The organism is Streptomyces sp. NPDC056222 (assembly GCF_042264065.1).
Lineage (GTDB): Bacteria > Actinomycetota > Actinomycetes > Streptomycetales > Streptomycetaceae > Streptomyces.
In genome coordinates this window covers 1-25,964 of sequence record NZ_JBHJTL010000086.1, presented here as the reverse complement: position 1 = coordinate 25,964, position 25,964 = coordinate 1, and the positions used below count along the sequence as shown (strand labels likewise).

The following is a 25,964-nucleotide window of genomic DNA, read 5'->3' as shown; positions in this document are numbered from 1 at the left end:
ATCGAACTGCTTGCGCTTGGTGACATCGCCGTGAAGCCTCTTCGGGCTTCTCCTCGGCTCAGTGCTGCCGGGGTCAGCCCCCGTTGATGCCACCGGTTGATGGCGAACGTCTCGCGCTGCAGGTCGTGTCGTCGAAATGTGCTGTCTGCGCTGCTGCGAGGGTGAGTGATGGCCTCGCTTTTCCTCGCCCCGTAGCTTCCGGCTGAACCGTCTCCGCTCAAGCGGTGCGGACCCGGGCCGTGCGCGTCCTCGGCCGGCCGAGGACGCGCCTTCAGGCCGGGCGGACCGGCTTCTTATGATGATCGCCGCCGAGGAACGCGGGAAGTCCTGTGGACCGTCGACGGCGGCACTCTGCGGGAGCGGACATGACCGCGCAGGTGAACGGCGCACCGCCCGGCGGACGCACCCGGCGCACCCATGATGGCGGCGGCCGTGGTCGCCCTCGCCTCGCTCGCCACCGGATGCTTCTTTGATGCCGAGCCCGAAGGGCTGGGCGTCGTCTGGGACACCCCTGAAGACCGCAAGACCGAGTCGCAGGGCAATGGGGCCTGGCTGTCCGGCGACACCCTGGTCCGCAGCCGCTTCGACGCGGTGCGCGGGTACGACGCCCGTACCGGCAAACGGAGCTGGGAGTACGTGCCGCGTGGCCGCTCGGCGGTCTGCCATGTCGCTGCCGACACCGACAGCTCGGTCCTGGTCCGTACCCGCGACGGGGACGGCGCTTCCGCCCCGGCCAAGGGCAAGCTCTGCGCCGACGTCGTCGCAATCGACATGAACAACGGCCGCGAGATCTGGCATACCCCTCTTCCCGCCCTCGATTCCTGGGCGAGGCGCCTGCAGTCCTACACGGTGTCCGCCGGCAGCGGCATCGCAGTGCTCCTTTGGGGAGACGACCTGCGGGCCGTGGACGTGCGCACGGGGAAGACCCGCTGGAAGGCGGCCTTCCCCAAGGACTGCGTGCCGGGCACGACCGCGGTGTCCGAGCGCCAGGTCGCCGCCCTTCTCGCGTGCGGCGGCACCGCCGAAGACGACCGCCTCGACGGCGCCACCGGGCACCTAGTCCTTCCCCCGAACGGGAAACTCACCGTCCTCACCTCCGGCCCTGGCGATTCCTCTTACGGCTTCCGCGTCCTCGACGCTGCCACGAGCGAGCAGCGCGAAGCCCGCAGCCTCCCCGAGGGCCAGAACCCTGCGGACACGCTCTTCACGTACAAGGACCGACTCATCGGCGCCCGCTACGAGCACAGCACCACGTCGTCCAAGCCGTGCACGGGTTACGAACGCCGCCGACCGCCGACCGCCGACCGCACAGCACGTCGCCGTGCCGGTCGCCGGCGTGCCTCTGCACATATCGAACGGCCGCCGGCCCTGGTGACTCCGCAGTGGTGAACATCTGCTGCCGGTTGTGCTCTCGGGAACAGAGCCAGCCCCACTGCCAGGCCACCTTCTCGCCGGCCCCTCGGCGTCGCCGTCCGCCCCGACCGCGCCGTCACCGGCGGTGGATCACCGCGCTGCCCGTGGCCCTGTCGTGCATGCCACGACGGTCCTTGCTGAGGTTGATCGAGGAGAGGTTGGCGACACACAGCACCGGGATGCCGTTCACCACGAGGTTCGTGAGGTGCCGGGCGACGGCCGAGCCGTAGCCGATGCGCTCGCCGGTCTCGAAGTGCACTACTTCCAGGCGCAGGGCCCGCTTGCCCGGAGTCGCGCCCCGGCGCGACACGCTGAACGGGGAGTAAAGCAGGAAGAAGGCCATGACCCACAGGGCGGCGGTGGTACGCCAGATCACACCGGCTTCACCGTCGGCGACACCGGCGGCCGTGAGAATCCGGTCGAGGCCGACCAGCGGAACGAGAATGACCGCGACAGCGATGACCAGGTCGATGGCAGTTGCGGCGCAGCGCGGCAGGAGACCCGCCGGAGAACCGGGACGGGCGCCCGGAGCCGCCTGAAGCCGACCGAGGTCGCTGCCGGAGGCCATGGAGTTGAACATGTCGATTTCGCGCACCGGCGGAATCTTACATTCCGCTGGTGCGGAGAGTTCCCCGGCACGGGCCGCCCTGGCCACCGCAGGGATGCGACGGCCACAGCGGGCGTGATCATTTTTGCGATCAGTTCTTCCTGGTCAACTCTTCTTGATCAGTCGTGCTTGTTCGAGCCGTCCGTCCCATCCCAGCTGGCAGCAACAGACTGAGGAAGGCAGCAGAGGTCTTGCCCGATCCGCTCCCGGGGTCCGCTCGGCCGCTGCCTTACAGGCCCTTACGGCGGCCTGAGGGCTGACCCCAGCACGCGGAGCCGCCGCTGAAGCAGGTCTGGGTGATCGTTTGGTGGCTTGCGGTCCCGGGGCAGGCTGAGCTATAGCGGCCGGCCCGGATCGCCGGCACTGCGTTCGGATGCGTGGATGGCTGCGGAGCGTTTTGCGTGCCGCAGCGCTGGCGTCGCCGCCTTCGGCAACGGTCATCTTGAGGCAGTGTCGGTGGAGCTTGCCCCGGCGGTCATCTGCGAACGCAGGGAAGATCAACACGTCACGCCGTCAGATGCCCGACCCGTTACGGCAGATCAGTTGGTCGCCTCGCGGACGTCCGTTCCCTGCTCGGCGAACGCCTTGAAGTCCTGCATGTGCTGTTGCGACTGCTTGCGGAAGGCGCCGGGCATCAGAAGTCCCACCAGCTTCATCAGAAAGCCGCTGAACCGGTATTCGTTCTCGCTCTCCCAGAGCGTCGTTTCCGGGCCGGCTTCGGTCAGCCGGTCGCGCACGGCGCTCCACATGCCCTCGCCGACGATCTCGCGGTCGAAGTGAACGACGCTCGTTTTCGGGATCTCGCGCAGGTCTGCCGGTTCCCGGCGTGTGATGGTCTCTGTGCACTCGATCTTCTGCCGGCCCATCTGCATCACGACCCGCGACGTGGTGCCGAGCTGCCCGTGCTCCCCACTCAGCGGCTCGTGCAGCACCAGGCCCCGCAGCCATTTCGGCAGGTGTGCCGGGTCGGCGAGCAGCTGGACCACCTTCTCCCGCGGCAGGGCGATCTCGAGGGAGACGGTGTATTTCATGGTGCGCATCATTCTTTTCCTTTGGGACAACGTGCTTTTGTACTGCTCGTCGTGCTCCTCGGCTGAGGGCACGGCATTCTGTGTCCGTAAAGTAAAGGTAGCGAGGTACGGGGCGAGGCGCGTATCTCCAGTGCCTCTGCCTGTCGGCCCTGTTCGCCGAGCAGCCGTGCCCACTCCCGCGCGCAGAACCACTCCCCATGGCAGGCCCGAAACTCCACCTTCTCGGCATGGCCGAGTTCGAGAAGGCGAGAAGCCAGATGCGGCGGAGGGCATCCAGACTGCGTCCGGGCCCGATAGTCAAGATCGGCAGCGTCCGCAGCGCGTACCGTAGCTACTCCTCCTGACACGACCTCCAGCTCTGAATATCCCCTACTGGCAATGACGCTCCCTGCCGGCTGGAGCGGCGGAATGGACGGCCGTTGGTCGCGAGGCGTACGCGAACGACCAGGATGCCGCCACCTCGCTGGTCGCGGTCACCGCGCGTACGAACCGGGCGAAGGCCGACCGGGACCCGGCGGAGTGGATGCCGTCGCTGCCGGACGCCCACTGCCGGCACGTGGGGGAGTGGACGACGACGAAGCTGCGCTGGGGCCTCACGGCCGACCTGGCCGAGGCCGACGCGCTGAAGGTGTACTCCGAGGTGTGTGAGGCCTCGGTCGTGCACGACACCCCCGCCCCGTAACCCGTAGGTTCCCGAGAACGAACGGTGCCCCACCCGAGGGGCGGGGCACGCTGAGAGCACTGAGGACCAGTCGGTTCGACATCCCGTGGTTCACGGGAGCGGCCGGCGAACGCCCTGTTGGGAAGCCGTCCACCGCCACCCCGACGAGCTATGGCGCGCTGATGGCGAGGGGCGCGTTGACGAGCCGGCGGCCGCCATTGCTCAGGCACACCCGTCAGGCCGCGGTCTGGGAGCATCCACACGATGGCGTTGCAGCACCCCTGCACCGCTGTTGCCTGCCTGAAGACCGGACCCCGGGCGGATTTCACCACTCGGAGGTTATCGACCGGGGCGAGGCGGATCGGCGACGATCGCGCCCTCGTCACTCTTGCCGCCGGGCCGTTTCGTTCGGGTCGGGCTTGGCGCTGCGGTGGTGCAGGGCCAGAAGGATCAGCAGGGAGAAGGCGGCGAATGCGGTGCCTGTGCGGGCGTAGTTGAAAGCCTCCCAGCGATCCAGGATTTCGGCGTGGTTGTGGGGTGCTGAGGAGGCGGCCCACTCCTTGATCCGGCCGTTGATGGGGACGTTGCCGAGCCGGGTTATCAGGAAGGATGCCAGTGTCAGCAGGCCCGCACCGCCGGCCAGCCACCGCGGGGTGCCGCGGGTCATCACGGCGAGCGTCGCGGCGCTGAGCGCGGACAGGCCCATGGCGCCCTGCATGGTGATGCCGTTCATCTCCATCAGCTGTGTATGGAAGGACAGCCTCATGTGGAGTGGCACGGCATCGAAGGTGGGGACGAGGTTGGCCGCGCCGTAGCCGAACGCGCCTGCGAGGGCACCGGTGGACAGCAGGGCAAGACCTTTGACGAGGAGGATGCGCACAAGGACTCCTTGGTGGCTCGGGGGTGGCCGGGGGGGTGACGGAGGGTGTGAGCTGTTCAGCCCGTGGCGGGGTCCTGGCCGGAGGGGTGGCTGAGCAGCAGGGCGGAGGTGGCGATCTTCTGTCGGGCTGCTCTGTGCGGCTCGCCGTGCGGCGGGGTGGGTGGGCGGACCGATACGCGTCAAGGTGGTGTCAGGCGGGCTGCGGGGCGGGTGTTGCCGTGGCGGGCGCGACGTTGCGGGTCTCGCGCATGATCAGCAGGCCGTTGACCACCATCAGTGTCGCGGTCAGGCCGTGGACGCCGAGCGCGGTGGCCACGGAGCCGTGGTGGGCCAGCACGTTGCTCATGTCGCCGTACGCGGCGAGTGCCTCCACGAGCAGCACCCAGCCCAGCGCCCGGCGGTGGCCCGTCACCAGCAGGATGCCCAGGACCAGGGCCAGGACGACGTCGCGGATTCCCTTGATGACCAGGAAGCCGTCGCCGTCGCCGGACGGCCAGCTCGGCAGGCCGTAGCCCGGCGCCGTCGTCTGCGGGCTCAGGATGTACTCCGTTCCGAACCAGAGGATGAAGAGGATGAAGACGGCGGCCAGGACGGTGTTGATCTTCTTCAGCGACATTGCTCTTCTCCATGCGAGTCGTCGTCGGCTTGGTGAAGCCGTTGATGCAGTCGATGTACAGGGGCGATGCGATGCGATGCGATGCGATGTGGTGCGGGTCGGGGCGGCGGTGGGGGGTCAGACGAGGGCGGCGACCAGCAGGGTGAACGCGGCGACGATGACGGCGACTCGGACGTAGTGGTAGCGGTTCCAGCGCTGCAGCTGCTCCTTCCAGTCGGCGGGCCGGTTCTCGGGGGTCCAGGTCTTGTTCCGGTTGTTGATCGGGACGAGGAGCAGGATCGACATGACCACGCTGAGGATCAGCAGTCCGGCGGCGGTGACGACGAGTCCGGCGCCGTGGTGCTGCCATCCGGCGACGGCCCAGATCGCGATGAGGACGAGCGAGCCGATGTACCAGAACGGCATCAGGGCGCCGAGCAGCTGGCCGCCGTGGGCGTGGCCGAGCTGGCTGCTGTCCTCGGGAAGCGCGTCCAGGATCCGGCTCATGATGAAGGCGACGGAGAACTCCACCCCCACCATCAGGCCGACGGCGACGGTGGTGACGACCTGGAGTGTGTCGAGCATGACGATCGATCCCTTCGATCTAGCGTTGCTAGGTGGTGAGGCAACGCTAGTACTGCTAACGCTCGATTGTCTAGCGATGCTAGGATCGAGTCATGTCAGTAAAGGAACGCAAGGAGCGTGAACGGGCGGAGCGTGAGCGCCTCATCGTGGCGACAGCCCGTGAACTTGCCGAGCAGCAGGGCTGGGACGCGGTCACCACGCGCCGCCTTGCCGAGCGCATCGAGTACAGCCAGCCCGTCCTCTACAGTCACTTCCGTGGCAAGCGCGAGATCATCGGCGCTGTCGCCCTGGAGGGTGCCACCGAGATGGCCGCGGCGCTGCGGGCCGCGACCTCCGCCACGGTCGGCCCGCGCGAGCGGGTCTTCGCCCTCGCCCGCGCCTACCTCGATTTCGCCGCACGCAACCCGGCGGTCTACGACGCCCTGTTCCAGCTCGACGGCGGCCTGGCGTACGCGCAGGAGGACACCCCCGAGCCGCTGAAGGACGCCTTCGCTGCCCTGCTCGAATCCCTCACCGAGGTCGCCGGCGACGGCGTCCACCCGGGACTGTTCACCGAGGTGTTCTGGGCTGGCCTGCACGGCCTGGCGACCCTGACCCGGGCGGGACGGCTGCCACCGGAGTACGTCGAGCCGAGGGTGGAGCTACTGGTGGACCGGCTCGCCATGGTCTGACACACCACCCCGACGGGCACGCAGCCGGGTCCCTCGGGCCCGTTGCCTGTCTGCGGCAGCGCTTGCGGCCACCCGACTCCACGCTACGCAGCCGCAGATCACCGGGCCCGTCCCCCGGGCGGGCACCCTCCCCGGAAGCCGCCATGCCCATCGACCACGACCCGATACGCGCCCTGACGCCGCGTCACTCGCCGGTGCCCTCGTCGTCCCCCTCGAGGTGGACGGTCGCCGGGTCACGCAGTGGGCACAGGCCCTCGCGCGGCGGGCGGGCGGCGAAGCTGTAGCAGTCCAGGCAGTCCAGGCAGTCGAGGATGGCGTGCTTCAGCGGGGAGAGCCGGACCACTTCCTCGTCCCGGACGTCATGCTCCCGCTCCTCGGACGCAGGGCCGCAGGTGGTCGACGGCGGCATCGAGGTAGCACGTCGTCCAGAGCGTGGCGGCATTGATGGCCAGGCCGAGCGTACCGAGCTGTTCCCCCGTACGCCTGCACCATCTGTCCGCACCACTGCCCCGGCCAACGCCTCCTCCTGCCCCTCCTCCGCCTCGCCGGTGATCCCGGGCGCGAAGGCGCAACCGGAATCACAGCTGCTCCGGCAACACCCTCAAGGTCTACGGCTCGCAGCTCGCCGCGATCGCCGAGACCGAGCAACTGACCGAGACGTCCGCTTCCCCGACGGGGAACCCGGAGCCGCAGCCTGCGCGCGCACGAGACCCTCCTCAGCCGCGGCAATCTCCCAACGTCCTACGTGCAGGCGGGTCGTACCGGCGAGGCCATCGACGTGCTGGAGCAGGTGGCGGCCGACTGCGCGCGAGTGTTGGGCGATGACCACCCCGACACTCTTCATGTTCTCGGCAACCTTGCTCTGTCCTTTTGGCAGGCGGGTCGTACCGGCGAGGCCGTCGACCCGCTCGAGCGGCTGGTGGCGGACTACGAGCGGCTACTGGGCGATGACCACCCCAACACCCTCACTGCCCGCGGCAACATCGCTGCCCTACGGCAGCACACGCGGCATGACAGAGTCCCTACGGAGGATCTCGTTTTGGTGGGGGAGTTTGGTGAGGGACCGCCGACCTGCTGAGGCAGGTTGCAGAAGAGTTGTGGATCGCGATCGTGCCGATGGGGCGGGCTGCGGCCAGGGGCACGGAGCGAAACCGGATCGCGTGACGCGGTCGGGGGCTGGCACGCTGCCTCCCATGGATCGTCCGGAAGTACTGCTCATCGGTGGGCGTGCCGGTGTCGGCAAGACGACGGTGGGGTGGGAGGTTTCGGCGCGGCTGCGCGCCGCGGCGGTCTCGCACGCGATCGTGGAGGGTGACTTCATGGGCCAGGTGCATCCCGCACCGGAAGGGGATCCCCACCGCTCGGAGATCACTGAGAGCAATCTGACGGCCGTCTGGGCGAATTTCGCCCGGCTCGGTTACCGCCGCCTGATCTATACGAACACCGTGAGTGTGCTGCCCGAGGCGGCGGGCATGTTCGAGCGCGCGATGGGGGCGGGCGTGCGGATCGTGCGAGTGCTGCTGACTGCCTCCGACGCCACCGCCGGCGAGCGGCTGGCAGGCCGGGAACTCGGCTCGGAGCTGGAGCAGGAGCTGAAGGGCAGCGCCCGCAAGGCGCGGTTCCTGGATGAGCGGGCACCCGCGGACACGGTGCGCGTGGCGACCGACGGGCGGCCTGTCGTGGACATCGCGCGTGAGGTGGTGGCCGTCACCGGCTGGATCGGGCAGCACTCCACCGAGCGATCCTGATCTTGCTGGTCGGGGCCTGTCCGGGGACGGGTGCGGCCACTGATGATCATCAGTGTGAAGAGAGAAGAACCGTCGGTGGCCGCAGGTCACGGCATGGATCCTGCCCGGTGGCAGGAAACGTTCGAGGGCTTGGTGGGCGGTACCGCGGGGCATGTCGTCCGGGTGGAACCACTGCGTCGGGCAAGGGAGTTCGTGCTCGGGTTGCTGGTCGGACCTGCCGCGCAAGAACTGCTGGACGCTCGCCGGGCACGCCGGTGGTGGACCCCATACGGCCTGCAGCACCTGCAGCACCTGCTGCCCGGGGCCACGTGGGGCGCCGGCGAGGTACGCGGCGGCATCTGCGGCTTCGTCGTCAGGGTATGTGACCAGTTGAGAGCATCTCGGCTGTTCCGGCCGCCATCCAGGGGGATATGTATCAGCCCCATGCACGTCTCATCGGGGACCAGTTGCGGTCGTGCTCCCTGGCCTTTCGGGTGAGGCCGAATGGGTTAAGAGAAATCGTTTCTTCCATCTTTCTCGGGTGATTCTGGCGTGAAAGGTGCAGGCCGGGTTCCTTCGTCGGGTTAGGGGTCTGCTGGAACCGTTTCGGATGAAGGGAAGTCACACCATGGTGCTTTCAGGCGGCGGCCTTCACGGCCTTCTCGACGGTCTGGTGGTTGGTCTCGTCAGACTTCTCGTGAGCATTTTCTGACAGTCCGCACAGCGGGTCGCGGCTGACGGATCGCAGTGATCCCCAAGTCCGAAGGCCCAGGTCTGGCTGAGTGAAACGAGGTCAGCTCCGGTGAAGCGAAGCGGAACCGGAGCCTGTCCTGGCGAATCGGAGGACACTCCGGCCGGAAGGGCCTGTGGAGGCCTGAACGAGCCGAGAACCTGGACTCCGTGAGGCGGGGTCACTTCCCGTGCGGAGCACGGGAGTCCCAAGGCCTGCGCAACAGGGCCGTTCCCGGAAGAGTGAAGCGAACTCGGGAAGCCATACGAAGTGTCAGTTGCCTGCCTCCTGCAGAAGATCGAGGACATCCACGGGTCGTAGGGCTCGACGAGCCGCACGAGTCCGTCCGAAGAGCCTGCCAGGCGTGACTGAGTCACGCCGGCAGCTCCGCGAACGTTTTGTAGCCTTTGTAGGCGGCCAACCGCTCACCCAGCGCCGAGAAGGCTCCGCCCGCGAACTGGCCGACAGGACCGTGCACACCGTGATTGACCGGGGCTGGGTCCGTGGAGCGAACCATGACCAGGAGCTGCCAGGCCGTCCTGATCGAGTCTGCGGCCTGCCTTCCCTCTGCTCCACGGCGCGCCGCCCCCACACACTGCGGCTTCAGCCCGCCCGCTCCACCCAGTGCTACCCGTCTCTCCCTTCGGGCGCGCCCGAAGGGAGACGGTCGCAGGCGCCCATCAGTACCGCTCCTCGTCCCCATTCCGGCGCTGGCGGTCCCGCCGCCCGCGTGGGTCAGACCTTCCGCCACTTCGCCTGGCCGAACGAGAAGACGCCGAACAGGACGAGCCCGACCGCCACAGCAACGAGCAGCCATGGACCGGCAGGCGTCTGGGCGAACGAACGGATCGCATCGTCCACGCCCTTGGCCTCGGCCGGGGCGAACTCGACCGCCGCCTTGGCCCCGAACCAGCCCACCGCAGCGAAGACGCATCCCCGCCCGACACCACCGACCATGCCCGTGACGTCCATGAAGCGCTGCGCATTGCGGGGCATCCGCCCCCACGTCAGGTGCTTGCGGTACCTCCGCATCACCGCGCTCCCCGCCATACACAGACCGGCCACCGCGAAACAAACGGCCACCGCGCCCACCCACCACTGCCCGCCCGGCAGCCCCAGCAGCCGACCGGTGATGTCCTGACTCTGCTGGTCGCTCGACCCCGCCCCGCTGTCCCGTGAGTCCGCCGCGAAGGAGAACACAAGGAAGGAGGTGACGCCGTAGAACACACAACGCGCCCCGGACATGGCCCGCTTGGCCGCGCCGTCACCCTGGGGACCGGCGGCACCGAATACGGCCTCTGACAGCCGCCAAAGAGCCATGCCGACGAGACTCAGCCCAGCGCCCACAGCAGCACCGCGCCGAACGGGGCACCCGAAACCTCAGCCAGGGCCCCACCTCGGTCAGCCTGCTCGCCCGTGCCGGTCAGACCGATCCGTACGGCCAGTGCCCCGACGAGCAGATACAGCACCCCACGCGCCACGAAACCCATACGGGCCCCGCCACGGATGGCGTCGCCACGGGCTACTCTTCTCGCCACCGTGGCCGAGCTCGCTGCGGTCATATCCGGTCACTCCCCTCCGGGTCAGGAACATCGGGTTCCCCCTCTCCGCCGGCCCAACCCCCGGCCCCTCCACGTCGGCGCCGCTGTGGATCAGGGGTTCGAACTCGATGCGCACTCTTCGGTCACATCGTGACCGGCCGCGGGGATTCTCGTCGTCGGCGGCCGGTAGCGTGACCGCTTGTGATGGTGGGAACCGAAGAGTCCCGGCTGGTTGTGCTGCGTGGCAACAGCGCGTCGGGGAAGTCGTCGATCGCGGCCGGCCTCCGTGAGAGGTTCGGCCGCGGCCTGGCCCTGGTCGGCCAGGACAACCTCCGCCGCATCGTGCTCCGCGAACGGGACCGGCCCGGCGCCGCGAACATCGGCCTGATCGACCTGACAGCCCGCTACGCCCTCAACGCCGGGTACCACGTCGTGGTCGAAGGCATCCTCTACGCCGACCACTACGGCGACATGCTCGCCCAGTTGCGCGCCGACCACCGCGGCCGGACCCACGGCTACTACCTGGACGTCTCCTTCGACGAGACTCTCGCCCGGCATGCCACCAAGCCGATCGCCGACGACGTCAACGAGACGCAACTGCGCGACTGGTACCGGCCGCGCGATCTGCTTCCCGATGGGCTCGAGACCGTCATCAGTGCCGGCAGCGCCCTGCCTGAGACTGTCGACCGCATCATGCTCGACACTGGCCTGGCCCACCTGCCAGCGGTTTACACAGAGCCTCGAGTAGCGATCGCTAGTTCAGAGAAGCCTGCGTCCGATGTTCGATGCTCCGTCCAGACTCCGCCCAGCGCACACGGCTGACCGAGATCCGCGACAACCTCATCGCTCGCATCACCGAAGCTGAGCGGGAGGGCTGGCTCGGCGAGGTCGAAGGACTCGCAGTCAGCCTCGCCGGAGCGAACGACAAGCTCGCCCAATTGGACGACTATCTTGCCCGCCCCAGCCACATCGTCGACCTCGGTATGCCCAACGTTGCCTTCCGACCGCCGGAGGGCAGAGGGTGCTGAACTGTGCGTGTTGGCCCGTCCTCCGAGCCGGGCGGCACAGCGAAGCGGCGGCAGGATTCGGGCCCTTTGGGGGCGACTGCCGCCTCACCACGTCGAACAGCATCGATGAGTCCCTGCGGCGGGTGGTAGGCAGAACCGAATGTACGTGCCGCTCCGTCCAGGAGATGATCTCCGGCGTGACGAACGATATCGGGGCAGTGGTGGGCTCGGGCGACGATGACGCCCGTGCCTGGAGCGCCCGGTTGGGGTGGGCATTCGGTCTCATAGCGGATGATCCCGCTGCCCGAGCAGCGGCGCTTGCCCACCGGGACAAGGCCAGGAAGAACACCTGGGACGCTCTTGATCGCTCCAACGAGTTGTGGCAACTGACGTTGCCGCTGGGGACGGAGGAGCAGTACCAGGAGTCGGCCTTCAAGCGGGCGCGCGAGGAGTACTACGACGTCCGCAGACACTGCCTTCCCGACGGATTGTGGGAAGGCACCAGCGGGGTGGGGACTAAGTCTTGGCCGGGTCTGCCGTACGCGCTGCTATTTCTGGAGTGGGAAGCGCGGTATCCGCAGGATTGGACAGAGCACGCCAAGGCTTGGGGAACCAAACAGGCCCTCATCCGCAGCGTGGCCCCGACCACGACGAGTCGGTCAGGGAGACCCTCACTCGCTTTCTCGAAATCGTCGTCCAGCGGGCCTACCGGTGCAAGGATCGCGAGTACGTTCGCATTGCCCGGGCAGTCGACAGCGAGGACCTGCGCCCAAGGCTCGGTAAGGCGGTCCATTCGGACAACCCCTGGGCTCGGCTGCACGCCGGCTACCTTCTCTGGCTCCTCGATCGTCCTGAGGTACCGAACACACGCCATGTCTGGCGGACGTGGCTGGCATCAGCATCGGGAGAGCAGTCGGCCCCGGCCACTCCTTGACGCTAGTTCAGAGAACCGGACAACGCCACCGCCCTGGTCGCGGACTTGATTTGACGAAGATGTGAGCCGTCCCCGGCGTGCCGAGGGGCGGCCTACGCGGCCTGGGAGCGGCCCGGTGGGCGGCTTCTGGTGGGAAGGGCCTGCTTCTGCCTGTGGTGGGAGTTTTTGTCCTGTGTCTCCCTTGTAGGAGGCTGCATCGTCGTTGTCGTCCTGCTCGGACTCTTCATAGGCTCAACACTTGACGACATCGAGTACGGGCCGTCACCAGAGCCCGCATCAGGCCCCACCGCAACGACCGAGACCGTGACACCACCCGCCCTGCCAGTGGAAGAGGAAGAGACAGATGACACCAACGGGGCGGGTGACCGGGACTTCGACGGGCAGGTGGGCATTCAGTTCGGATACGCCTGCTCCCCGGTCGGCTCTCTCGGCATAGCCGAGGATGGACCGTCTCAAGCAGATGATGCTGCAGGCGAGTTGGAGCAGGCCGAGGTGGAGGTCGGCCCGTATCTCATAGCGGATCCGGAGTCGTTTGAACTGGTGGAGCCAGGCGAAGGTGCGCTCGACGACCAAGCGGGTCTTGTCCAGGCCGGAGCCGTGGGCAGTGCCTTTGCGGGCGATCTTCGGGGTGATGCCGCGGGCCCGCAGAAGGCGACGGTACTTGTCGTAGTCGTAGCCGCGGTCGGCGAACAGCCGGCGCGGACGATGACGCGGGCGCCCGCGGCGCCCGCGGATGCGGGGGATCATGTCCAGCAGGGGCATCAACTGGGTGACATCGTGCCGGTTTCCGCTGGTCAGCGACACGGCGAGGGGCGTCCCATGCCGATCGGTGATCAAGTGGTGCTTGCTGCCAGGGCGGCCGCGGTCGACCGGCGAAGGTCCAGCGTGAGCCCCCCTTTCAGGGCCCTGACGTGGGAACCGTCGATCGCGGCATCGTCCATCTCGAGCAGCCCGGTCTTACGGAGTTCCGCCAAGAGGACCTCGTGCAGGCGCGGCCACACGCCGGCCTCGGTCCAGTCCCGAAGACGCCGCCAGCAGGTCACTCCGCTGCAGCCGATCTTCTCAGCTGGTACGTCGGCCCAGGTCACACCCGTGCGCAGGACGTAGACGATCCCACGCAAGGCAGCGCGGCCATCCGTCGGCAGCCGGCCTGGGTACCGCTGACGCCTCGGCGGGCGGGGTGGGAGCAGCGGGGCGACATGCTCCCACAGATCATCAGGCACAAGATCATCCGACACCCGCAGAACTCTGCCGCCCACCAGCCCAACTGCCAAGTCCTGAGCCAATCTCATGGCTCTGCACGAGGCTACAGCTCCGGTGTGGACCAATCCCTGTACTCAGATGCGACGACGCTTCGGGCGCGAACGCCACCTGCCTGGGCCGCCATTGGCTGCCGATCTCGGATCTGTTGCCCTCGTTGTGGTGACGTACTGCGCGTAGCGACGACGTGCGTCGGTCAGGCTCTCCGCTCCGTTGGGGCCGCCCCAGACCTCGTCGGCGTTCGGGTCGTCCTGGCCATCGTCTTCCCAGCTGCACTCGTCACAGATCTCGAATTCTCCGCGGGCTTCCAGCGTCAAGAGCTTGCAGCAGGGACAGGCATGCGGACCGCAGCCGGGCAGGCTGGCTCTGGGCGGTTCTCCGGGCGTTGTCACGCGTCGAGTGTTGCATGATCTGCGAGGAAGCTCCGGGCTGGTCGCTCATTCTGAAACGATCAGTTAGTCCGCTCAGGCGCTCCGGCCCATCAACAGCCGCCTCCCCCCGCCTCCGCCCGCCAGAGGGCGAGGTTCGTGCGGGCGGTGAGGGTGTTGGGGTGGTCGGGCCCCAGCACTCGCAGGTAGTCGGCCAGCAGCTGCTCGCAGGCGGCAACGGTGCCAGCCACATCCCCCGCCCTCCCTCGCAAGGAGGCAAGGTTGCCCCGGGTGATGAGCGTGTCGGGATGGTCGGGCCCCAGCACCCGCAGGTAGTCGGCCAGCAGCTGCTCATAGGCGGTGACGGCGCCAGCAGCATCCCCCGCCTCCCCCCAGAAGGAGGCAAGGTTGCCTCGGATGCTGAGGGTGTTGGGGTGGTCGGGCCCCAGCACCCGCAGGTAGTCGGCCAGCAGCTGCTCATAGGCGGTGACGGCGCCAGCCGCATCCCCCGCCTCCGCCCGCCAGCCAGCGAGGTTGTTGCGGGTGTTGAGGGTGTCGGGGTGGTCGGGCCCCAGCACTCGCAGGTAGTCGGCCAGCAGCTGCTCGTAGGCGGTGGCGGCGGCAGCCGCATCCCCCGCTTCCCCCCGGAAGAAGGCAAGGGTGCCCCGGGTGGTCAGGGTGTCGGGGTGGTCGGGCCCCAGCACTCGCTCCCGGTCGGTGAGCAGCTCGGCGAAGGCCATGGCGGCGCCAGCCACATCCCCCGCCTTACCCCGCCAGAGGGCGAGGTTGCCCCGGGTGCCGAGGGTGTCGGGGTGGTCGGGCCCCAGCACTCGCTCCCGGTCGGTGAGCAGCTCGGCGAAGGCCATGGCGGCGCCAACCGCATCCCCCGCCTCCCCCCACGAGGAGGCGAGGTTGCCCCGGGTGGTCAAGGTGTCGGGGTGGTCGGGCCCCAGCACCCGCTCCCGGTCGGTGAGCAGTTCCGCAAAGGCCATGGCGGCGCCAGCCACATCCCCCGCCTTACCGCGCCAGCCGGCGAGGTTGTTGCGGATGGTGAGGGTTTCGAGGTGGTCGGATCCCAGCACCCGCAGGTAGTCGCCCAGCAGCTGCTCATAGGCGGTGGCGGCGCCAGCAGCATCCCCCGCCTCCCCCCACGAGGCGGCGACGTTGGCCCGGATGGCGAGAGTGTCGGCGTGGTCGGGCCCCAGACGGTGCTGAGCCGTGCTAGCCATGCGCTGGAAGTGGTGAAGGGAGGCAGCAACCTGGCCGGCCTCCCCGAGGCTCTGACCAGTGAGGAAGAGCACGAGGCGGGCTTCACTCTGGTAAAGAGCGTCTTCTGCATGGAGGGTGAGTGCTTCGGTGTTGGCACGCAGAGTCTGGGCGAGGGCGGTGTCGCGTTCAACCTCCGGCCAGGCGGCGATCAGGGCGTCGCCGGCCGCACGGGCGAGTTGATCGTGCTGGTCGGCGAGGAGGGGGTCGCGGATGGCGCGTTGGAGGACCTGGTGCACGCGGACCGTGTGGTGGGGGCTGCTTGGGGTGTGGTCGATCAGGCTTAGGCGGTGCAGCGCACGCAGCGCCTGTGTGGCGTCTTCTGCCGTGATCTCTCCAGCGTGTGTCTGTCCTGGGGCAGCGGTACGTTGCTGGGCTAGGTGGTTTAGGGCTGGCGGGCTGGTCAGGACGGAGGCGGGGATGCCGTTGGGGTCGAGCATCGCAGCGAGCTGCAGCATGGGGCGGGCCAGACCCGTCGGCGGGAGTTGGTCGGCGCAACCGATAGACAGGGACCAAGCGGCGGCGACGGTATTGGCCTGGTCGTCGGGCAGCCCGGATGGGTCGGGCAGCACGTCGGTGAGGGTGCGCGCGCGGTCGGCCAGCCGGTGTCGGTAGGTGGCACAGTCCAGGCCGACGTCGATGAGGTAGGCGACGGCCTGGGACAGCGCCAGCGGCAGATGTCCGAGGTCGTCGGCGAGGCCGGCGAGCTGGTCGGGGGGCTCGTGGTGGTCGTGCGCGGCCAGGGCGCTGGTGAGGTAGGCGGTTGCCTCAGTCTCGGTGAACAGGTCCACCGGCACCAGTCGACGGTCGTGTCCGGTGAGAGCGGCGTCGCGACGGCGGGTGGTGACTAGGGTGCGGCCGTGCGTGCTGGCGGGGGGCCACAAGCCGCGCAGGTCGGCTGGGTCGGCGAGGTCGTCAAGTACGACCAGCCAGCGACGCGCAGTACCGGTCTTGGGCTCCAGCCAGGCCAGGAACTCGCGCGCGGCGGGCTCCGGGGTGGCGGGGTCGGCGCCGAGCACTTCGACCGCTGCCTGGGCGTAGCCGGTGACGACCGCGTCGCGGGTGGCGGCGGTGACCCATACCAGCAGGTCCAGCTTGCCGGCCTGCCACAGGGTGCGGGCGTGATGGGCTGCGAGCTGGGACTTGCCCACGCCTCCCAAGCCGGCCAATACCTGGCTGAGCACCACAGTGTCCGCGTTGTCCGCCGCGTGCTCCAACTGCTGGGCGGTGGCACGGTCCTGGAAGGAGTCTGCCTGCCGTGGCATCACTCCGACCTGGCGGGGCCAGGTCACCGGGGGACGCGGTGCGGCGTGATAGTCGATCTTGTCGACTCGTCTAACGGCGATGCTGTGATCAACGGCGGTGACACTGCCCGGTCCGCCGGAGAAGCCGGGTGTCGGGTCGAGGCTGGCCGGCCCGCTCAGTCCTTGGGCGGACCGGTTGTCGGAGGGGGGCTGCTGATGTTCGCCCCCCCTTGGATGGCCTGGGCGGCGATTGAGTTGTCTTGGGCATGGACGCTCACGTTGTGGGCTGCCGCCTGTCCGCCTGTGACTCCGCCTTGCCGGGTGTGGTCGGTCAGCAGAGCACGCAGCTGATCGGCGGCTTGGCTGCGGTCTGCCTCATCCAGGCTCTCCAGCATGGCCTCGATACGGGTCTGCCAGGAGGCCTGCTGCCTGATCCGCGCCTGCTGCAGCTCGGCTGGGTCAGTGGCCTGCAGAGCGGCCGCGGTCTGGTCCAGGCGGTCCCGCTCCGCCTGCTCCCGCTGCGTATCACCCCGCCCGAACCAGCGCGCTACCGCCCGCTGAAGCCCGTTCCATGCATCGGTACCGGCAGCCTGCACCACTGCGGTGCCGCCAGCCGCAGCCAGCGCTACCAGGGTCTCCACCAGCATCTTCCGGCCTCCTCACCTGAGTGGCCTCTCAGACCGTCTCGCCGCAGCAGACGGACCGCGGGCAAGCGCCGCGTGGGGAAACATCCTCACACTCATTGTCCAACGTCCACTGCTGGCCAGCACCCGCACCTGTCACGCGACGAGCTCCGCCACCCGGGGGACTAGTCAGGCATACAGCTCGGACCGGAACGCTGTCACCGCCGTGAACGCGTCTCGGTCAACCCCGTACTCAACCAGTTCCACGATCCCGGCCTCCATGCCGCGCCGACCCTCCCCGCAGGATCAAGCCCCGGCCCCGCGGACACGCGGTGAACTCGGGAAACCCCGAACAAGCTCGAGCCCCGTTCGACGATGGACCATACGTGGCAAGCTCAGGCCCGCAGGGGTGCCAACCACCGTTCCGCGCGGGCCTGCTTGTCGGAGTCCCCACAGCGGCGGGCGTGCGCCAGCAGACGGGCGCGCAACGGTTCGGGCAGGCAGGCGACGTCCCGCTTCTGGCGCGGGCGAGTCTTCCAGCCCACCAGATGCCGCACGGCCCCGGCGTCGTGCCGCTCCTCAGCCCGCGAGTCGGCCAATCCGGCGAGCAGGTCGGCGATCGACACCCGGCCGAGCAGCTCGCCAGGCACGCCCTCGTGGACGGGGTAGCCGGAGCAGCGCCCGCTGCCGGAGCCGTACCAGTCGAGCAGGGCCAGCACCCGCTCCACCGGGTCGGGGAGCGTCAGCTGCAGTCGATCCGTGAGTTCCGCGAGCAGTTCGGGGGAGGCCGTGCCGCCGGTCCGGGAGAGGTCGAGGATCTGGTCAGCCGTCCCCTCCAGTCCGGCGGGCATCGTGGCCAGCCAGTCGAGCTGCTCTGCGGCTCGCTCGTCCGCCCGTTGCCGGTCGGTCTCGAACTGCTGCAGTGGGCCCGGCATTCCGTGCCTGTCGAGCCAGTCCAGCAGCAGGTGGCCGTTAGCGAGGACCGCGTCACCGTCCCATCCGCCCCACCTCAAGGTCACCCCGTGGTGCAGGACGACGACTGCGAGTTGCCTACCGCCCCGGTCGAACAACTCGAAGCGGACGTCACCGAGGCACATGCAATTGAGCCCGGGCAGCGAATCCACAGTCATGGCATTCCTGAGCTGCGTCGACTCCGCCGGATCTGCGAGATCCACCCGGATCTCCCCATCCATTCCAAACCCGCCCACCGAGCCCACTCGGACCACGTGCGCCTGCTGGAGAACACTGTCCAGTGCTGTCGTCGCATCCATGAACCGATCCTTCTCCGCTCCGGCCGCTCAATCCTCCGCCGCGCAGCCCGCCCGATTCCACCGCAGCTCCCAAACGCTCCGCAACCCGGTTTCCCCGCGCCCATCCGAGCCGCTCGGGCCGCCGATCGCGCCGCGGCATCCGTCCGCGAGAGCTCAACCAGTCCTACGATCCTGGCCTCCATGCCGCGCCCCCTGATCGCAGGTTCTGCCCCCGGCCCGGTGGACATGCCGTGCATTAGGGAAACGCAGCGAATCTCGTTCGACAGCGGGCCATAAACGGCAAGCCAAGCTTGCCGTTTATGGCCCAGCCTCGAACGGGGATCGAACTTGTTCGGTGTTCTCCCAGTTCACCAGATGCGTGAGGGGCCACGGGCCGATCCTGTGCTGAGCGACAACGCAGCACGGAGGCCGGGATCGTGGGCGTGTGGCTGATGCCTCACAACGCTGCCTATGAGCCGATCGCGGGCGACAACGCGGCCATTCTCGGCAAGGTCGTCAGGAGCTGTACGCGTGGCGGTTCGTCGAGCACGTCGCGGACGTACTGCGCCTTATGCCGCCCACCGGCCGGGTGCCGAACGAAGCACTCGACGTCCTGCGGGTGCGCATCCCGGGCCAGCCCCGGCATGTGACCGGCTACTCGGAGGGCGAGCTACGGCGCCTGGTGGCCGCCGCCCGTGCAGACGTGGCCACGATGCGCGAGCGGATCACACACGGGCGGGCTCTACTCGCCGCTCCAGACGGCGGGCCGGATGCCGAGCGGCTGCGGACCGTGGCCGAGGGCGGCCGGCTGGAGCGACTGCGCGAAACCCGGGCGGCGGGCCGGATGCTCTTCCCCATGCGCGACGACCTGCCGGGGATGCTCGTGCTGATGACTGCCGTCAGCGGGCGCAACATCGAGACCATCAAAGAGCTCCCGGCCGAACACCAGGTCATCGAGGGCAAGGCGGTCGAGGTGGTGCTGACCAAGCGCCGCCGCGGAGCTCGGCGCTGGCACGAGTCGGTGCTGTGGGAGATCGGCCCACCCGGACAGGAACTGCGGCACCCCGGCGGGCTGTACCTGCTGCTGCACGACCTGATCACGCCCAGCCGGACCCGGGCCGCTGATCCGCAGTGGTTCTGGTCGTTCTTCCGGGGCCTGCACTACGGAGACCAGCACGGCAGTCCGTTCCGCAGCGCGATGACCGCCGACATCCCGAAGACCGCCTGGGTGGCCCGCCACGGCCTGACGGATGACGGCGGAGCGCCGATGGGGGTGACCTTCACCCGGATCCGCACCAGCGTGGAGGCCCGCCGCACGCGGCAGATGGGCGGCCATCTCCCGTCCGCGGCCCGGAGCAACACCGTCCCGGTGCTGTTCCGGAACTACCTGCGCGATGACCCGTCCACGGTGGAGTGGGCGCACGAGGTGATGGCCGACGCCCTCGTGGAGGCCGAACAGGCAGCGCTCGAAGCCCACCGTCGTCTCGCCGACCGCGCGGGCCAGCCCGAGGTCCTCACCGACTCCGCACTCGCCCCTGCGGGCACCGCGCAGGGTCCCTGGTCCGGCTGCCGGGACGCAGAGCACCATCCGGTGACCGGCCGCTCATGCCTCGCGTCATTCCTGAACTGCTTCCACTGCGGGAACTGCGTCATCACCCCCGAACACCTTCCCCGCCTGCTCGCCCTGCTGGCCGCGATGAACCAGCGGCGCCTGCAGATGGACGAACAGGTCTGGTGGCAGCGGTACGGGCCGGCCTTCGCGGCAATCCGCCACGACGTATTGACCCGCTTCACCCCCGAACAGGTCCGCGAGGCCAGCCCCGAACCCGACCTCGACCTGGTGGAAGAACCATGGCAGCAGCCCTGACCAACCCCGCACCCGCGCCAGTGCCTGAGGGAATCGGCGGGAGCCGCTTCGTCCTCGCCGGCCGTCCGCTGGCCCCCGGCCACCGGCTGGAGAACACCGCGCGCTACGACGACGACTCCTGGCTGCTGACCCCCGCGCTGCTGCAGCGTCAGCAGGCCCCCACCCGGCTCAACTTCACCCGAGCACCGGCAGCCTTCGTCCCTGCCCTGAAGGACCTCTTCGCCGCGATGCTCTCCGGCAAGCTGCCGCTGAACGAGCCGCGGCCGAAGATGATGTCGATCCGCCGGCACTTCACCGAGCAGCTCCGCTTTACCCACTGGGTTGCCGCCCGTCCGGGCCGGCCCCGCCTGGCCGACCTGACCCTCGACGACTTCGCCGCCTACGCGCTGCACCTGCACGCCGTACTGCCCGGCGAAGCCAGCCGCGAGGTCGCCCAGAGCTCGGTCCGTCTACTCTACCGCTACCGCACCGTGCTGCGCGGCGACCGCCTCACCGTTGATCCGCTGGACTGCGAGGACTGGGGCAACAGCACCCGCCGCACCCGCGCCGAGAACACCACTCATCGCATCCCTGAACACGTCATGGGCCCGCTCCTGGCCTGGTGCGTGCGCATCATCGACGACCTGGCTCCCGACATCCTCACCGCACTCGACGCGTACCGCGTCCGCCGGGAAGCTGGCCACCCCGGATGGCGCCACGTCCCTCGTCCCCACCTCTCCACCGCCTGGCCCCACCTGGCCGCCGACGAACCCGCCCGGCACGAGGACCAGGACGCCCACGCCCGCTTCAGCACGTTCGACCTGGCCCGCCTGCTCCAAGGCGCCTGCTACATCCTGATCGCCTACCTGTCCGGGATGCGTGACAGCGAGATCAAGCACCTGCGCCGCGGCAGCACCCGCACCCTGCTCGACGGCGCCGGCCACCCCTACCGGTGGACGATCACCAGCCTCGCCTTCAAGGGCGAGAACGACCCCGCCGGCACCATCGCCACGTGGATCATCGGCGCCCCGGCCGCCCGCGCCATCTCCGTCCTCGAACGCCTCCAGCCGCCCACCAGCGACCTGCTCCTGCGCAGCCTCTACCCGGCAGAGCGCATCCGGGCCGGAGCGATGACGCTGCGCTCCAGCAACGAGCTGATCAACCGCGTGATCACCTGGGTCAACGCCTACTGCCATCACTACGGCCTCCCAGGTGCGATTCCCGAGGTCAACGGCAAGCCCTGGAATCTGACCGCCCGGCAGTTCCGCCGCACCCTGGCCTGGTACATCGCCCGCCGGCCTGGCGGCGTCATCGCCGGAGCCGTCCAGTACCGCCACCTCGGCATCCAGATGTTCGAGGGCTACGCCGGCACCAGCGACTCCGGCTTCCGCGCCGAAGTCGAAGCCGAACAGTCCATGCAGCGGGGCGAACACCTCCTCGCCCTCACCACAGACCACCAGCACGACCTGAGCGGTCCCGCCGCCCGCGAGGCAGCCGCCCGGCTCGCCGACTTCCACCAGCGCACCGGGTTCACCGGCTCCGTCGTCACCGACCCGGCCCGCCTGCGCCGCGTCCTGGCCCGCCACGACCCCGAGGTCTACCCCGGCACCTACGTCACCTGCGTCTTCAACCCGGACAAGGCACTGTGCCGATCCCGCTCCGCCCCCGGAGGCCGAGCGGGTCCAGTCCCGCACGACTGCCAACCGCTGGAATGCCGCAACGTCGCGCTGACCGCCGACAACATCATCGCCCTCTCCGCCGAAGCCGACCGCATCGACCACCGACTCCGCGCCCGCCCCGTCCTGCCACCGCTGCTAAACGCCGGCCTGGGCCGGCGCCGCGACGCGATCCATGCCTTTCTCACTGCCAACGGGACGGCCCAGTGACCGCCCACCGCCACCCACTGCCGAGCCGCACCGACGTCCACGCCGCCATCGACAGCCTGACCTCCGAGACCGGCCGACGCCCGAGCGTGCTGGCCCTCGCCACCCGCCTCGGCCTCGCCAACACAACCTTCCGCCGCAACTACCCAGACATCTGTGCCGAGCTCACCGCCATCGCGTACACGCCAAGCGGCACGACCGCAGCCCACGCCTACAGCAAGGTCCAGACCGACAACGCCCGGCTGCGACGGAACAACCGCGACCTCGCCGAACATCTCGAACTCGCCATCGCCGCCATCCAACGCCTTAGCATCGACAACGACTTCCTGCGCGCCGCCCTTCACGAAGCCCGCGCTGTCACCCCGCTGCCCCGGCGCCCCCGATGACCGATTCCGTCGCCACCAATCAGGTGCGCCAGCGAGCTGTCGTCCTGGGCCAGCTGAGGTCTGTCTGTGGGTCCGTTACCTTCACCGTCATGACGACACATTCCAAGCCGCTGACGGTGCTGTTGACCGACCCCATGGGCGGAAGCCTGGGTCTTAGCCTGCCGCCGGGCTCACTGGTGAGAGAGACCAACGACGGTCCTTGGCCTGAGCCGCTGCTCTGGGTGGCCGAAGGGGTGGCAGCGCCAGGTACGTGGGCCGAGTACTTGCCGGCCCGGGACGTGGGACTTCAGCCCGTCCTTCTCCAGGACGAATCCGGTGTCCAAGAGTGGTGGGACGGCGAGCTGGATCCCAGCATGATGTCGGACCCCGGCGGCCATCATGCCGAGGAGGTCCTCAAGGACTTTTGGGAGTCCGCAGCATCGGAAACCGAGGAGAATGAAGACGACGAGGACGCGGGCGAGACAATAGCCCCGTTCGCCGGTAGCTGGCCTGGGCTTGCGTCGCCAGGTAGGACAGCGGCAGATCCGGACACTACTGCTGCGGACGTGGCCAAGGCTTTGGTCGGGCACTCGCTCAAGAGCCCTCGGCTGGCGTTGGTCCCTGTGGGCCGGGCTGCAGACCTCCCCGCGGCAATTGGCTGGTCAGGGCCGGTCAACTACGAAAACGATGTGGCCCGGCTGTGTGCCGTTCTCCGTTCCTGGGAGGACCGGTTCGGAGTCCGGGTGGTTGCCCTGTCGTACGCGCGGCTGGACCTGTCGGTCGCAGCCCCTCCGCAGACGCTGGATGAAGCTCTCACGGTCGCCGCGGAGCACTTTGCGTTCTGCCCTGACAACATCTGGCAGGGGTACGAGAGCATCCGCCTCTACGCGGAGGAAGCTCTGGTGGGTAACCCCCACTGGACGTTCTGGTGGGACTGAAGGACCGACCCGCGTCAGTTCGGCGGGCTGCCATCATGCTCAGATGGCCCACGACAAAGTGTTCTTCCTCGCCGCCGACGACGAGACAGCTGCTGCGACGCGCCTGCGGGGACCTGGTGAGGCCTTTGAGTCAGTGACCTGCCGTTTCATTGAGCCGGACAGCGCCATCGCCGAATGGGACATGTACTTCCAGGAGCCTTCGGCCGAGGCCCCACCAGTCGAACAGCTCCTTGGGTGGGCTTGGCCGGTGTGGGTCACTGCCCCCTTGAACGACGGCGTCGAGGTGTTCGCTCTGCCGCAGCGATTGACCCAAGCGCTGGCCAACGCGAGCTCCGCCGAGCTGGAAGAGCTTGCAGGCCGCTGGACCACGCGCCTCCGATCCGAGGACGGAGACAATATGACCGACGATGACCTGCTGGCAGTCCTGCAAGGCGTTGCCCGCCTCGCAGCGTCTGCGGGGAAGTCGGGTGGCGGCCTCTACAGCTGGAGCTTCTGACCGTCCCTCCGCGAGGGGCGCTCGTTCTTGACGCCGCTGCACGCCAGGATCTCGGTCCCAGCGGCGCGTCGAAGTACAGGGTGAAGAACCAAGATTGGTTTGCTGCCACGATGTTGCCGGTACGCAGTAGCTCATCGCGGTGCCGAGCGCGGAGGATCTCAACGGTCTCGTCAAGGCCGACGGTCGTCAGGCCGATCTTCAACGACCGTCTCAGCCTTGTCGCAGCGATGCCAAGGACCACCACTGTGGCGGCTGTCCGTCGTAGAGCATGACCTCGCCGCCGGCGGCGATGGCGTCGCGCGCTGCCTTGCAGGCACTGGTCTGGTCTGGTCTTTGGCATCGCAGTGATGTCGCGCTGGCTTGGATTCTCGTCCTCGGTGGGCAATGCGGCGACTGTAGAGACCGAACACAGGCGTTGGCGTTGCTACAGGATTCGGCGTGACCTGCGCAGGGCTTTGGGATAGCGGCGGTCGTGACAGGTAGAGCCGGAGACCGGCATGTCAACGACCAAGTAATTCTCCACGATCTGCATGATCAGCGTCAGGTACCTCCCCACCCTGGCGTTCACGATTCCCCAGGGGGACGCTGACACCGCCGGAGTAATGCCGACATGATCTGGTATCCGACCGACCGCGAGGAAAACCCGTTGGCTGTCGGTGTTACCTGCTGGAACGATCCTGGGATGACCGACCACCGTGACGCCGTCCTCCGCCTGTGGGGTCGCCAGCTCTACGAGCGTCAGGGCGAGCCACTCGCCTGGGCGGAGGCGGTCCTGGAGGCCACCGGTCGTCCGCCGACCGCCGTCACCGCGGCGATGTCCGGCCGACTCGACGCCCTCGCTGATTCCCCATCGGACCGCGCATGGCTGCTGTTCCGTACGGTCGCCAAGCTGGCCGCGAACCTGCGGGGCGACGGCCGCTACGACGCGGACGTCGGCACCCGAATCGGCCCACTGGCCCTGTGGTTGGGCGAACTCGAACCACCGCTCGCCGGCCCGCTCGGGGACGCACTGGGCCACCTGCCGGACGGGCCGACATCCCTCGTCACCGTCCACTCCGCCGATTTGAGAAGGAACCGCACGATCCGGCTGCGGGCGATCGACGCCCTGCTGGAGTGGGCCGAGCTCGGCCATCCGCAGGCCCGGGCGGCCCTGTCCGAGGTCGCTTCCGACCACCGGACGCAGGATGTCACCGTCTGGGCCAAGGCACTCAACCGGATCGCCCTGTTCGGCGACGCGAGCGTCGAACCGGGCCTCCTGCGCGCGCTCGCCGACACCGGGCACCGCGGGGTGCGGTGGTCGACGCTCGCCTGTGCCGAACTCGGCTTCCGCCGGGCCGTTCCGCTGATCACCGCCCTGCTGGAGCATCCCGATCCGATGGTCCGCGAGGGTGCCTGCGAGGCGCTCGGCCTCCTTGAGGAACACACCGCCGTGCCCGCGCTGGCAGCCCGGCTGAACGACGAGACCAACTGGGTGCGCAGCAGGGCCGCCCTGGCGCTCGGCCAAATCGGCGGCGACCGGGCACTCGCTGTGCTCTGGCAGGCCATGATGGAACGCCGGAACCCGAAGGCCAGTCATCTCGCCTCAGGGATCGCTGCCTTCGGCCCGCCGGTGGTGGACGACCTGATCGCCCTCACCACCGATCCCGACCCGGACCTCCGAGCACTGGCCTGCCGCGCTCTCGGCTCCACCGCCGACGACCGGGCCCTGCCAGCACTGGAACGCCTCGCCGCCCACGACCTCGCCAGAACCACCCTCGGCGGCCTCGTGGCAACCGCTGCCAAGCAGGGACTGCGGACCGCGCACCGCATGCGCGCACGCACCGCATCGACCTGAGCTCGACGCTCGTCTCGACTGACGTTCACTCTGAACCCCGTCTGTCGGCCTGACCGTACAGCGGCTGGGCGTGAGACGGTGGGGAATTGACTGACGTTTGATAGGGGGAATTGACTGACCGTCGACACCGTTCGACCTGGAGCGTGTGCGGGTTGAAGCAGCTCGCGCCCGCGCCACCCTCGCAGCAGGCACGCGCCCCGAACAGGTTC

22 protein-coding genes and 4 pseudogenes are annotated in these 25,964 nt (G+C 68.7%); 14 read left to right on the top strand and 12 right to left on the bottom strand.

The genetic code is table 11. The features are described 5' to 3' along the window. The first annotated feature begins 417 nt into the window (after positions 1 to 417). Entirely contained in the window at positions 418 to 1,389 is a 972-nt protein-coding gene (locus ACFC0D_RS30150; RefSeq protein WP_376442632.1) for a PQQ-binding-like beta-propeller repeat protein, read from the top strand. A 100-nt stretch (positions 1,390 to 1,489) separates the two neighbouring features. On the opposite strand, the gene ACFC0D_RS30145 is transcribed toward ACFC0D_RS30150, so the two are convergent. Together ACFC0D_RS30145 and ACFC0D_RS30140 are read right to left on the bottom strand one after the other, a co-directional pair. Next, positions 1,490 to 2,008, bottom strand: a complete 519-nt coding sequence (locus ACFC0D_RS30145) for an RDD family protein (RefSeq protein WP_376442629.1) — start codon at positions 2,006 to 2,008, stop codon at positions 1,490 to 1,492. Between the two features lie 551 nt (positions 2,009 to 2,559). Further along, positions 2,560 to 3,123 (bottom strand): SRPBCC family protein, encoded by a 564-nt coding sequence (locus ACFC0D_RS30140; protein ID WP_376442627.1) that lies wholly within the window; start codon positions 3,121 to 3,123, stop codon positions 2,560 to 2,562. Between the two features lie 451 nt (positions 3,124 to 3,574). Here ACFC0D_RS30140 and ACFC0D_RS30135 point away from each other — a divergent pair, with 451 nt between their 5' ends. Next, positions 3,575 to 3,733 (top strand): hypothetical protein, encoded by a 159-nt coding sequence (locus ACFC0D_RS30135; protein ID WP_376442624.1) that lies wholly within the window; start codon positions 3,575 to 3,577, stop codon positions 3,731 to 3,733. Between the two features lie 361 nt (positions 3,734 to 4,094). Here the strand turns inward: ACFC0D_RS30135 and ACFC0D_RS30130 are convergent, their stop codons facing one another. The 3 genes from ACFC0D_RS30130 to ACFC0D_RS30120 form a co-directional block, all read right to left on the bottom strand. Continuing rightward, on the bottom strand, positions 4,095 to 4,592 hold the full coding sequence (locus tag ACFC0D_RS30130) for an anthrone oxygenase family protein (RefSeq protein WP_376442622.1): 498 nt from the start codon (positions 4,590 to 4,592) through the stop codon (positions 4,095 to 4,097). Positions 4,593 to 4,782: 190 nt separating this feature from the next. Further along, positions 4,783 to 5,208 carry a DUF4267 domain-containing protein gene (locus tag ACFC0D_RS30125; RefSeq protein ID WP_376442619.1) on the bottom strand — a complete coding sequence of 142 codons (426 nt, stop codon included), beginning with the start codon at positions 5,206 to 5,208 and terminating at the stop codon, positions 4,783 to 4,785. A gap of 117 nt (positions 5,209 to 5,325) precedes the next feature. Next, complete coding sequence (locus ACFC0D_RS30120) at positions 5,326 to 5,772, bottom strand: anthrone oxygenase family protein (protein WP_376442617.1); 447 nt, start codon at positions 5,770 to 5,772, stop codon at positions 5,326 to 5,328. Positions 5,773 to 5,864: 92 nt separating this feature from the next. On the opposite strand from ACFC0D_RS30120, the gene ACFC0D_RS30115 reads away from it, so the two are divergent. Then, the gene (locus tag ACFC0D_RS30115; protein WP_376442614.1) at positions 5,865 to 6,443 is read left to right on the top strand and encodes a TetR/AcrR family transcriptional regulator; all 579 of its coding nucleotides are present in this window, start codon (positions 5,865 to 5,867) and stop codon (positions 6,441 to 6,443) included. 184 nt (positions 6,444 to 6,627) lie between these two features. Here the strand turns inward: ACFC0D_RS30115 and ACFC0D_RS30110 are convergent, their stop codons facing one another. Beyond that, positions 6,628 to 6,852 (bottom strand): hypothetical protein, encoded by a 225-nt coding sequence (locus tag ACFC0D_RS30110; protein ID WP_376442611.1) that lies wholly within the window; start codon positions 6,850 to 6,852, stop codon positions 6,628 to 6,630. Between the two features lie 285 nt (positions 6,853 to 7,137). Here ACFC0D_RS30110 and ACFC0D_RS30105 point away from each other — a divergent pair, with 285 nt between their 5' ends. Together ACFC0D_RS30105 and ACFC0D_RS30100 are read left to right on the top strand one after the other, a co-directional pair. Beyond that, positions 7,138 to 7,521, top strand: coding sequence for a tetratricopeptide repeat protein (locus ACFC0D_RS30105; RefSeq protein WP_376442652.1), 384 nt, complete (start codon positions 7,138 to 7,140; stop codon positions 7,519 to 7,521). 115 nt (positions 7,522 to 7,636) lie between these two features. Then, positions 7,637 to 8,191, top strand: coding sequence for an AAA family ATPase (locus ACFC0D_RS30100; protein ID WP_376442608.1), 555 nt, complete (start codon positions 7,637 to 7,639; stop codon positions 8,189 to 8,191). A gap of 1,444 nt (positions 8,192 to 9,635) precedes the next feature. Here the strand turns inward: ACFC0D_RS30100 and ACFC0D_RS30095 are convergent. Beyond that, positions 9,636 to 10,462 (bottom strand): annotated as a pseudogene (locus ACFC0D_RS30095) (DUF1206 domain-containing protein). Between the two features lie 183 nt (positions 10,463 to 10,645). Between ACFC0D_RS30095 and ACFC0D_RS30090 the strand changes: the two are divergent. Both ACFC0D_RS30090 and ACFC0D_RS30085 read left to right on the top strand, forming a co-directional pair. Next, positions 10,646 to 11,170 (top strand): annotated as a pseudogene (locus tag ACFC0D_RS30090) (AAA family ATPase); the annotation flags it as partial. A 56-nt stretch (positions 11,171 to 11,226) separates the two neighbouring features. After that, the gene (locus ACFC0D_RS30085; protein WP_376442606.1) at positions 11,227 to 11,469 is read left to right on the top strand and encodes a hypothetical protein; all 243 of its coding nucleotides are present in this window, start codon (positions 11,227 to 11,229) and stop codon (positions 11,467 to 11,469) included. 1,360 nt (positions 11,470 to 12,829) lie between these two features. Here the strand turns inward: ACFC0D_RS30085 and ACFC0D_RS30080 are convergent. The 5 genes and pseudogenes from ACFC0D_RS30080 to ACFC0D_RS30060 all read right to left on the bottom strand — a co-directional run. Beyond that, positions 12,830 to 13,620 (bottom strand): annotated as a pseudogene (locus tag ACFC0D_RS30080) (IS5 family transposase); the annotation flags it as partial. Between the two features lie 99 nt (positions 13,621 to 13,719). Continuing rightward, positions 13,720 to 14,034 carry a CPCC family cysteine-rich protein gene (locus ACFC0D_RS30075; RefSeq protein WP_376442603.1) on the bottom strand — a complete coding sequence of 105 codons (315 nt, stop codon included), beginning with the start codon at positions 14,032 to 14,034 and terminating at the stop codon, positions 13,720 to 13,722. 89 nt (positions 14,035 to 14,123) lie between these two features. Next, a complete protein-coding gene (locus ACFC0D_RS30070) occupies positions 14,124 to 16,541 on the bottom strand; it encodes a tetratricopeptide repeat protein (protein WP_376442600.1) in 2,418 nt (805 codons plus the stop codon). A gap of 155 nt (positions 16,542 to 16,696) precedes the next feature. After that, a complete protein-coding gene (locus tag ACFC0D_RS30065) occupies positions 16,697 to 17,167 on the bottom strand; it encodes a hypothetical protein (protein WP_376442598.1) in 471 nt (156 codons plus the stop codon). Between the two features lie 371 nt (positions 17,168 to 17,538). After that, positions 17,539 to 18,273, bottom strand: a complete 735-nt coding sequence (locus tag ACFC0D_RS30060; RefSeq protein WP_376442595.1) for a hypothetical protein — start codon at positions 18,271 to 18,273, stop codon at positions 17,539 to 17,541. 563 nt (positions 18,274 to 18,836) lie between these two features. Here ACFC0D_RS30060 and ACFC0D_RS30055 point away from each other — a divergent pair. The 7 genes and pseudogenes from ACFC0D_RS30055 to ACFC0D_RS30025 all read left to right on the top strand — a co-directional run. Next, a pseudogene (locus ACFC0D_RS30055) lies at positions 18,837 to 18,911 on the top strand (repressor LexA); the annotation flags it as partial. Between the two features lie 71 nt (positions 18,912 to 18,982). Further along, complete coding sequence (locus ACFC0D_RS30050) at positions 18,983 to 20,260, top strand: hypothetical protein (protein WP_376442593.1); 1,278 nt, start codon at positions 18,983 to 18,985, stop codon at positions 20,258 to 20,260. Continuing rightward, positions 20,245 to 22,125: a hypothetical protein gene (locus ACFC0D_RS30045; protein ID WP_376442590.1), complete on the top strand. Its 1,881-nt coding sequence runs from the start codon at positions 20,245 to 20,247 to the stop codon at positions 22,123 to 22,125. Before ACFC0D_RS30050 ends, ACFC0D_RS30045 begins: the two co-directional genes overlap by 16 nt. Next, positions 22,122 to 22,508 carry a hypothetical protein gene (locus ACFC0D_RS30040; protein WP_376442587.1) on the top strand — a complete coding sequence of 129 codons (387 nt, stop codon included), beginning with the start codon at positions 22,122 to 22,124 and terminating at the stop codon, positions 22,506 to 22,508. The genes ACFC0D_RS30045 and ACFC0D_RS30040 overlap by 4 nt, the downstream gene beginning before the upstream one ends. Positions 22,509 to 22,597: 89 nt before the next feature. After that, on the top strand, positions 22,598 to 23,425 hold the full coding sequence (locus ACFC0D_RS30035) for a DUF4253 domain-containing protein (protein WP_376442584.1): 828 nt from the start codon (positions 22,598 to 22,600) through the stop codon (positions 23,423 to 23,425). A gap of 43 nt (positions 23,426 to 23,468) precedes the next feature. Next, entirely contained in the window at positions 23,469 to 23,921 is a 453-nt protein-coding gene (locus tag ACFC0D_RS30030) for a hypothetical protein (RefSeq protein WP_376442581.1), read from the top strand. A gap of 682 nt (positions 23,922 to 24,603) precedes the next feature. Continuing rightward, positions 24,604 to 25,755, top strand: coding sequence for a HEAT repeat domain-containing protein (locus ACFC0D_RS30025; protein ID WP_376442577.1), 1,152 nt, complete (start codon positions 24,604 to 24,606; stop codon positions 25,753 to 25,755). Positions 25,756 to 25,964 lie beyond the last annotated feature (209 nt).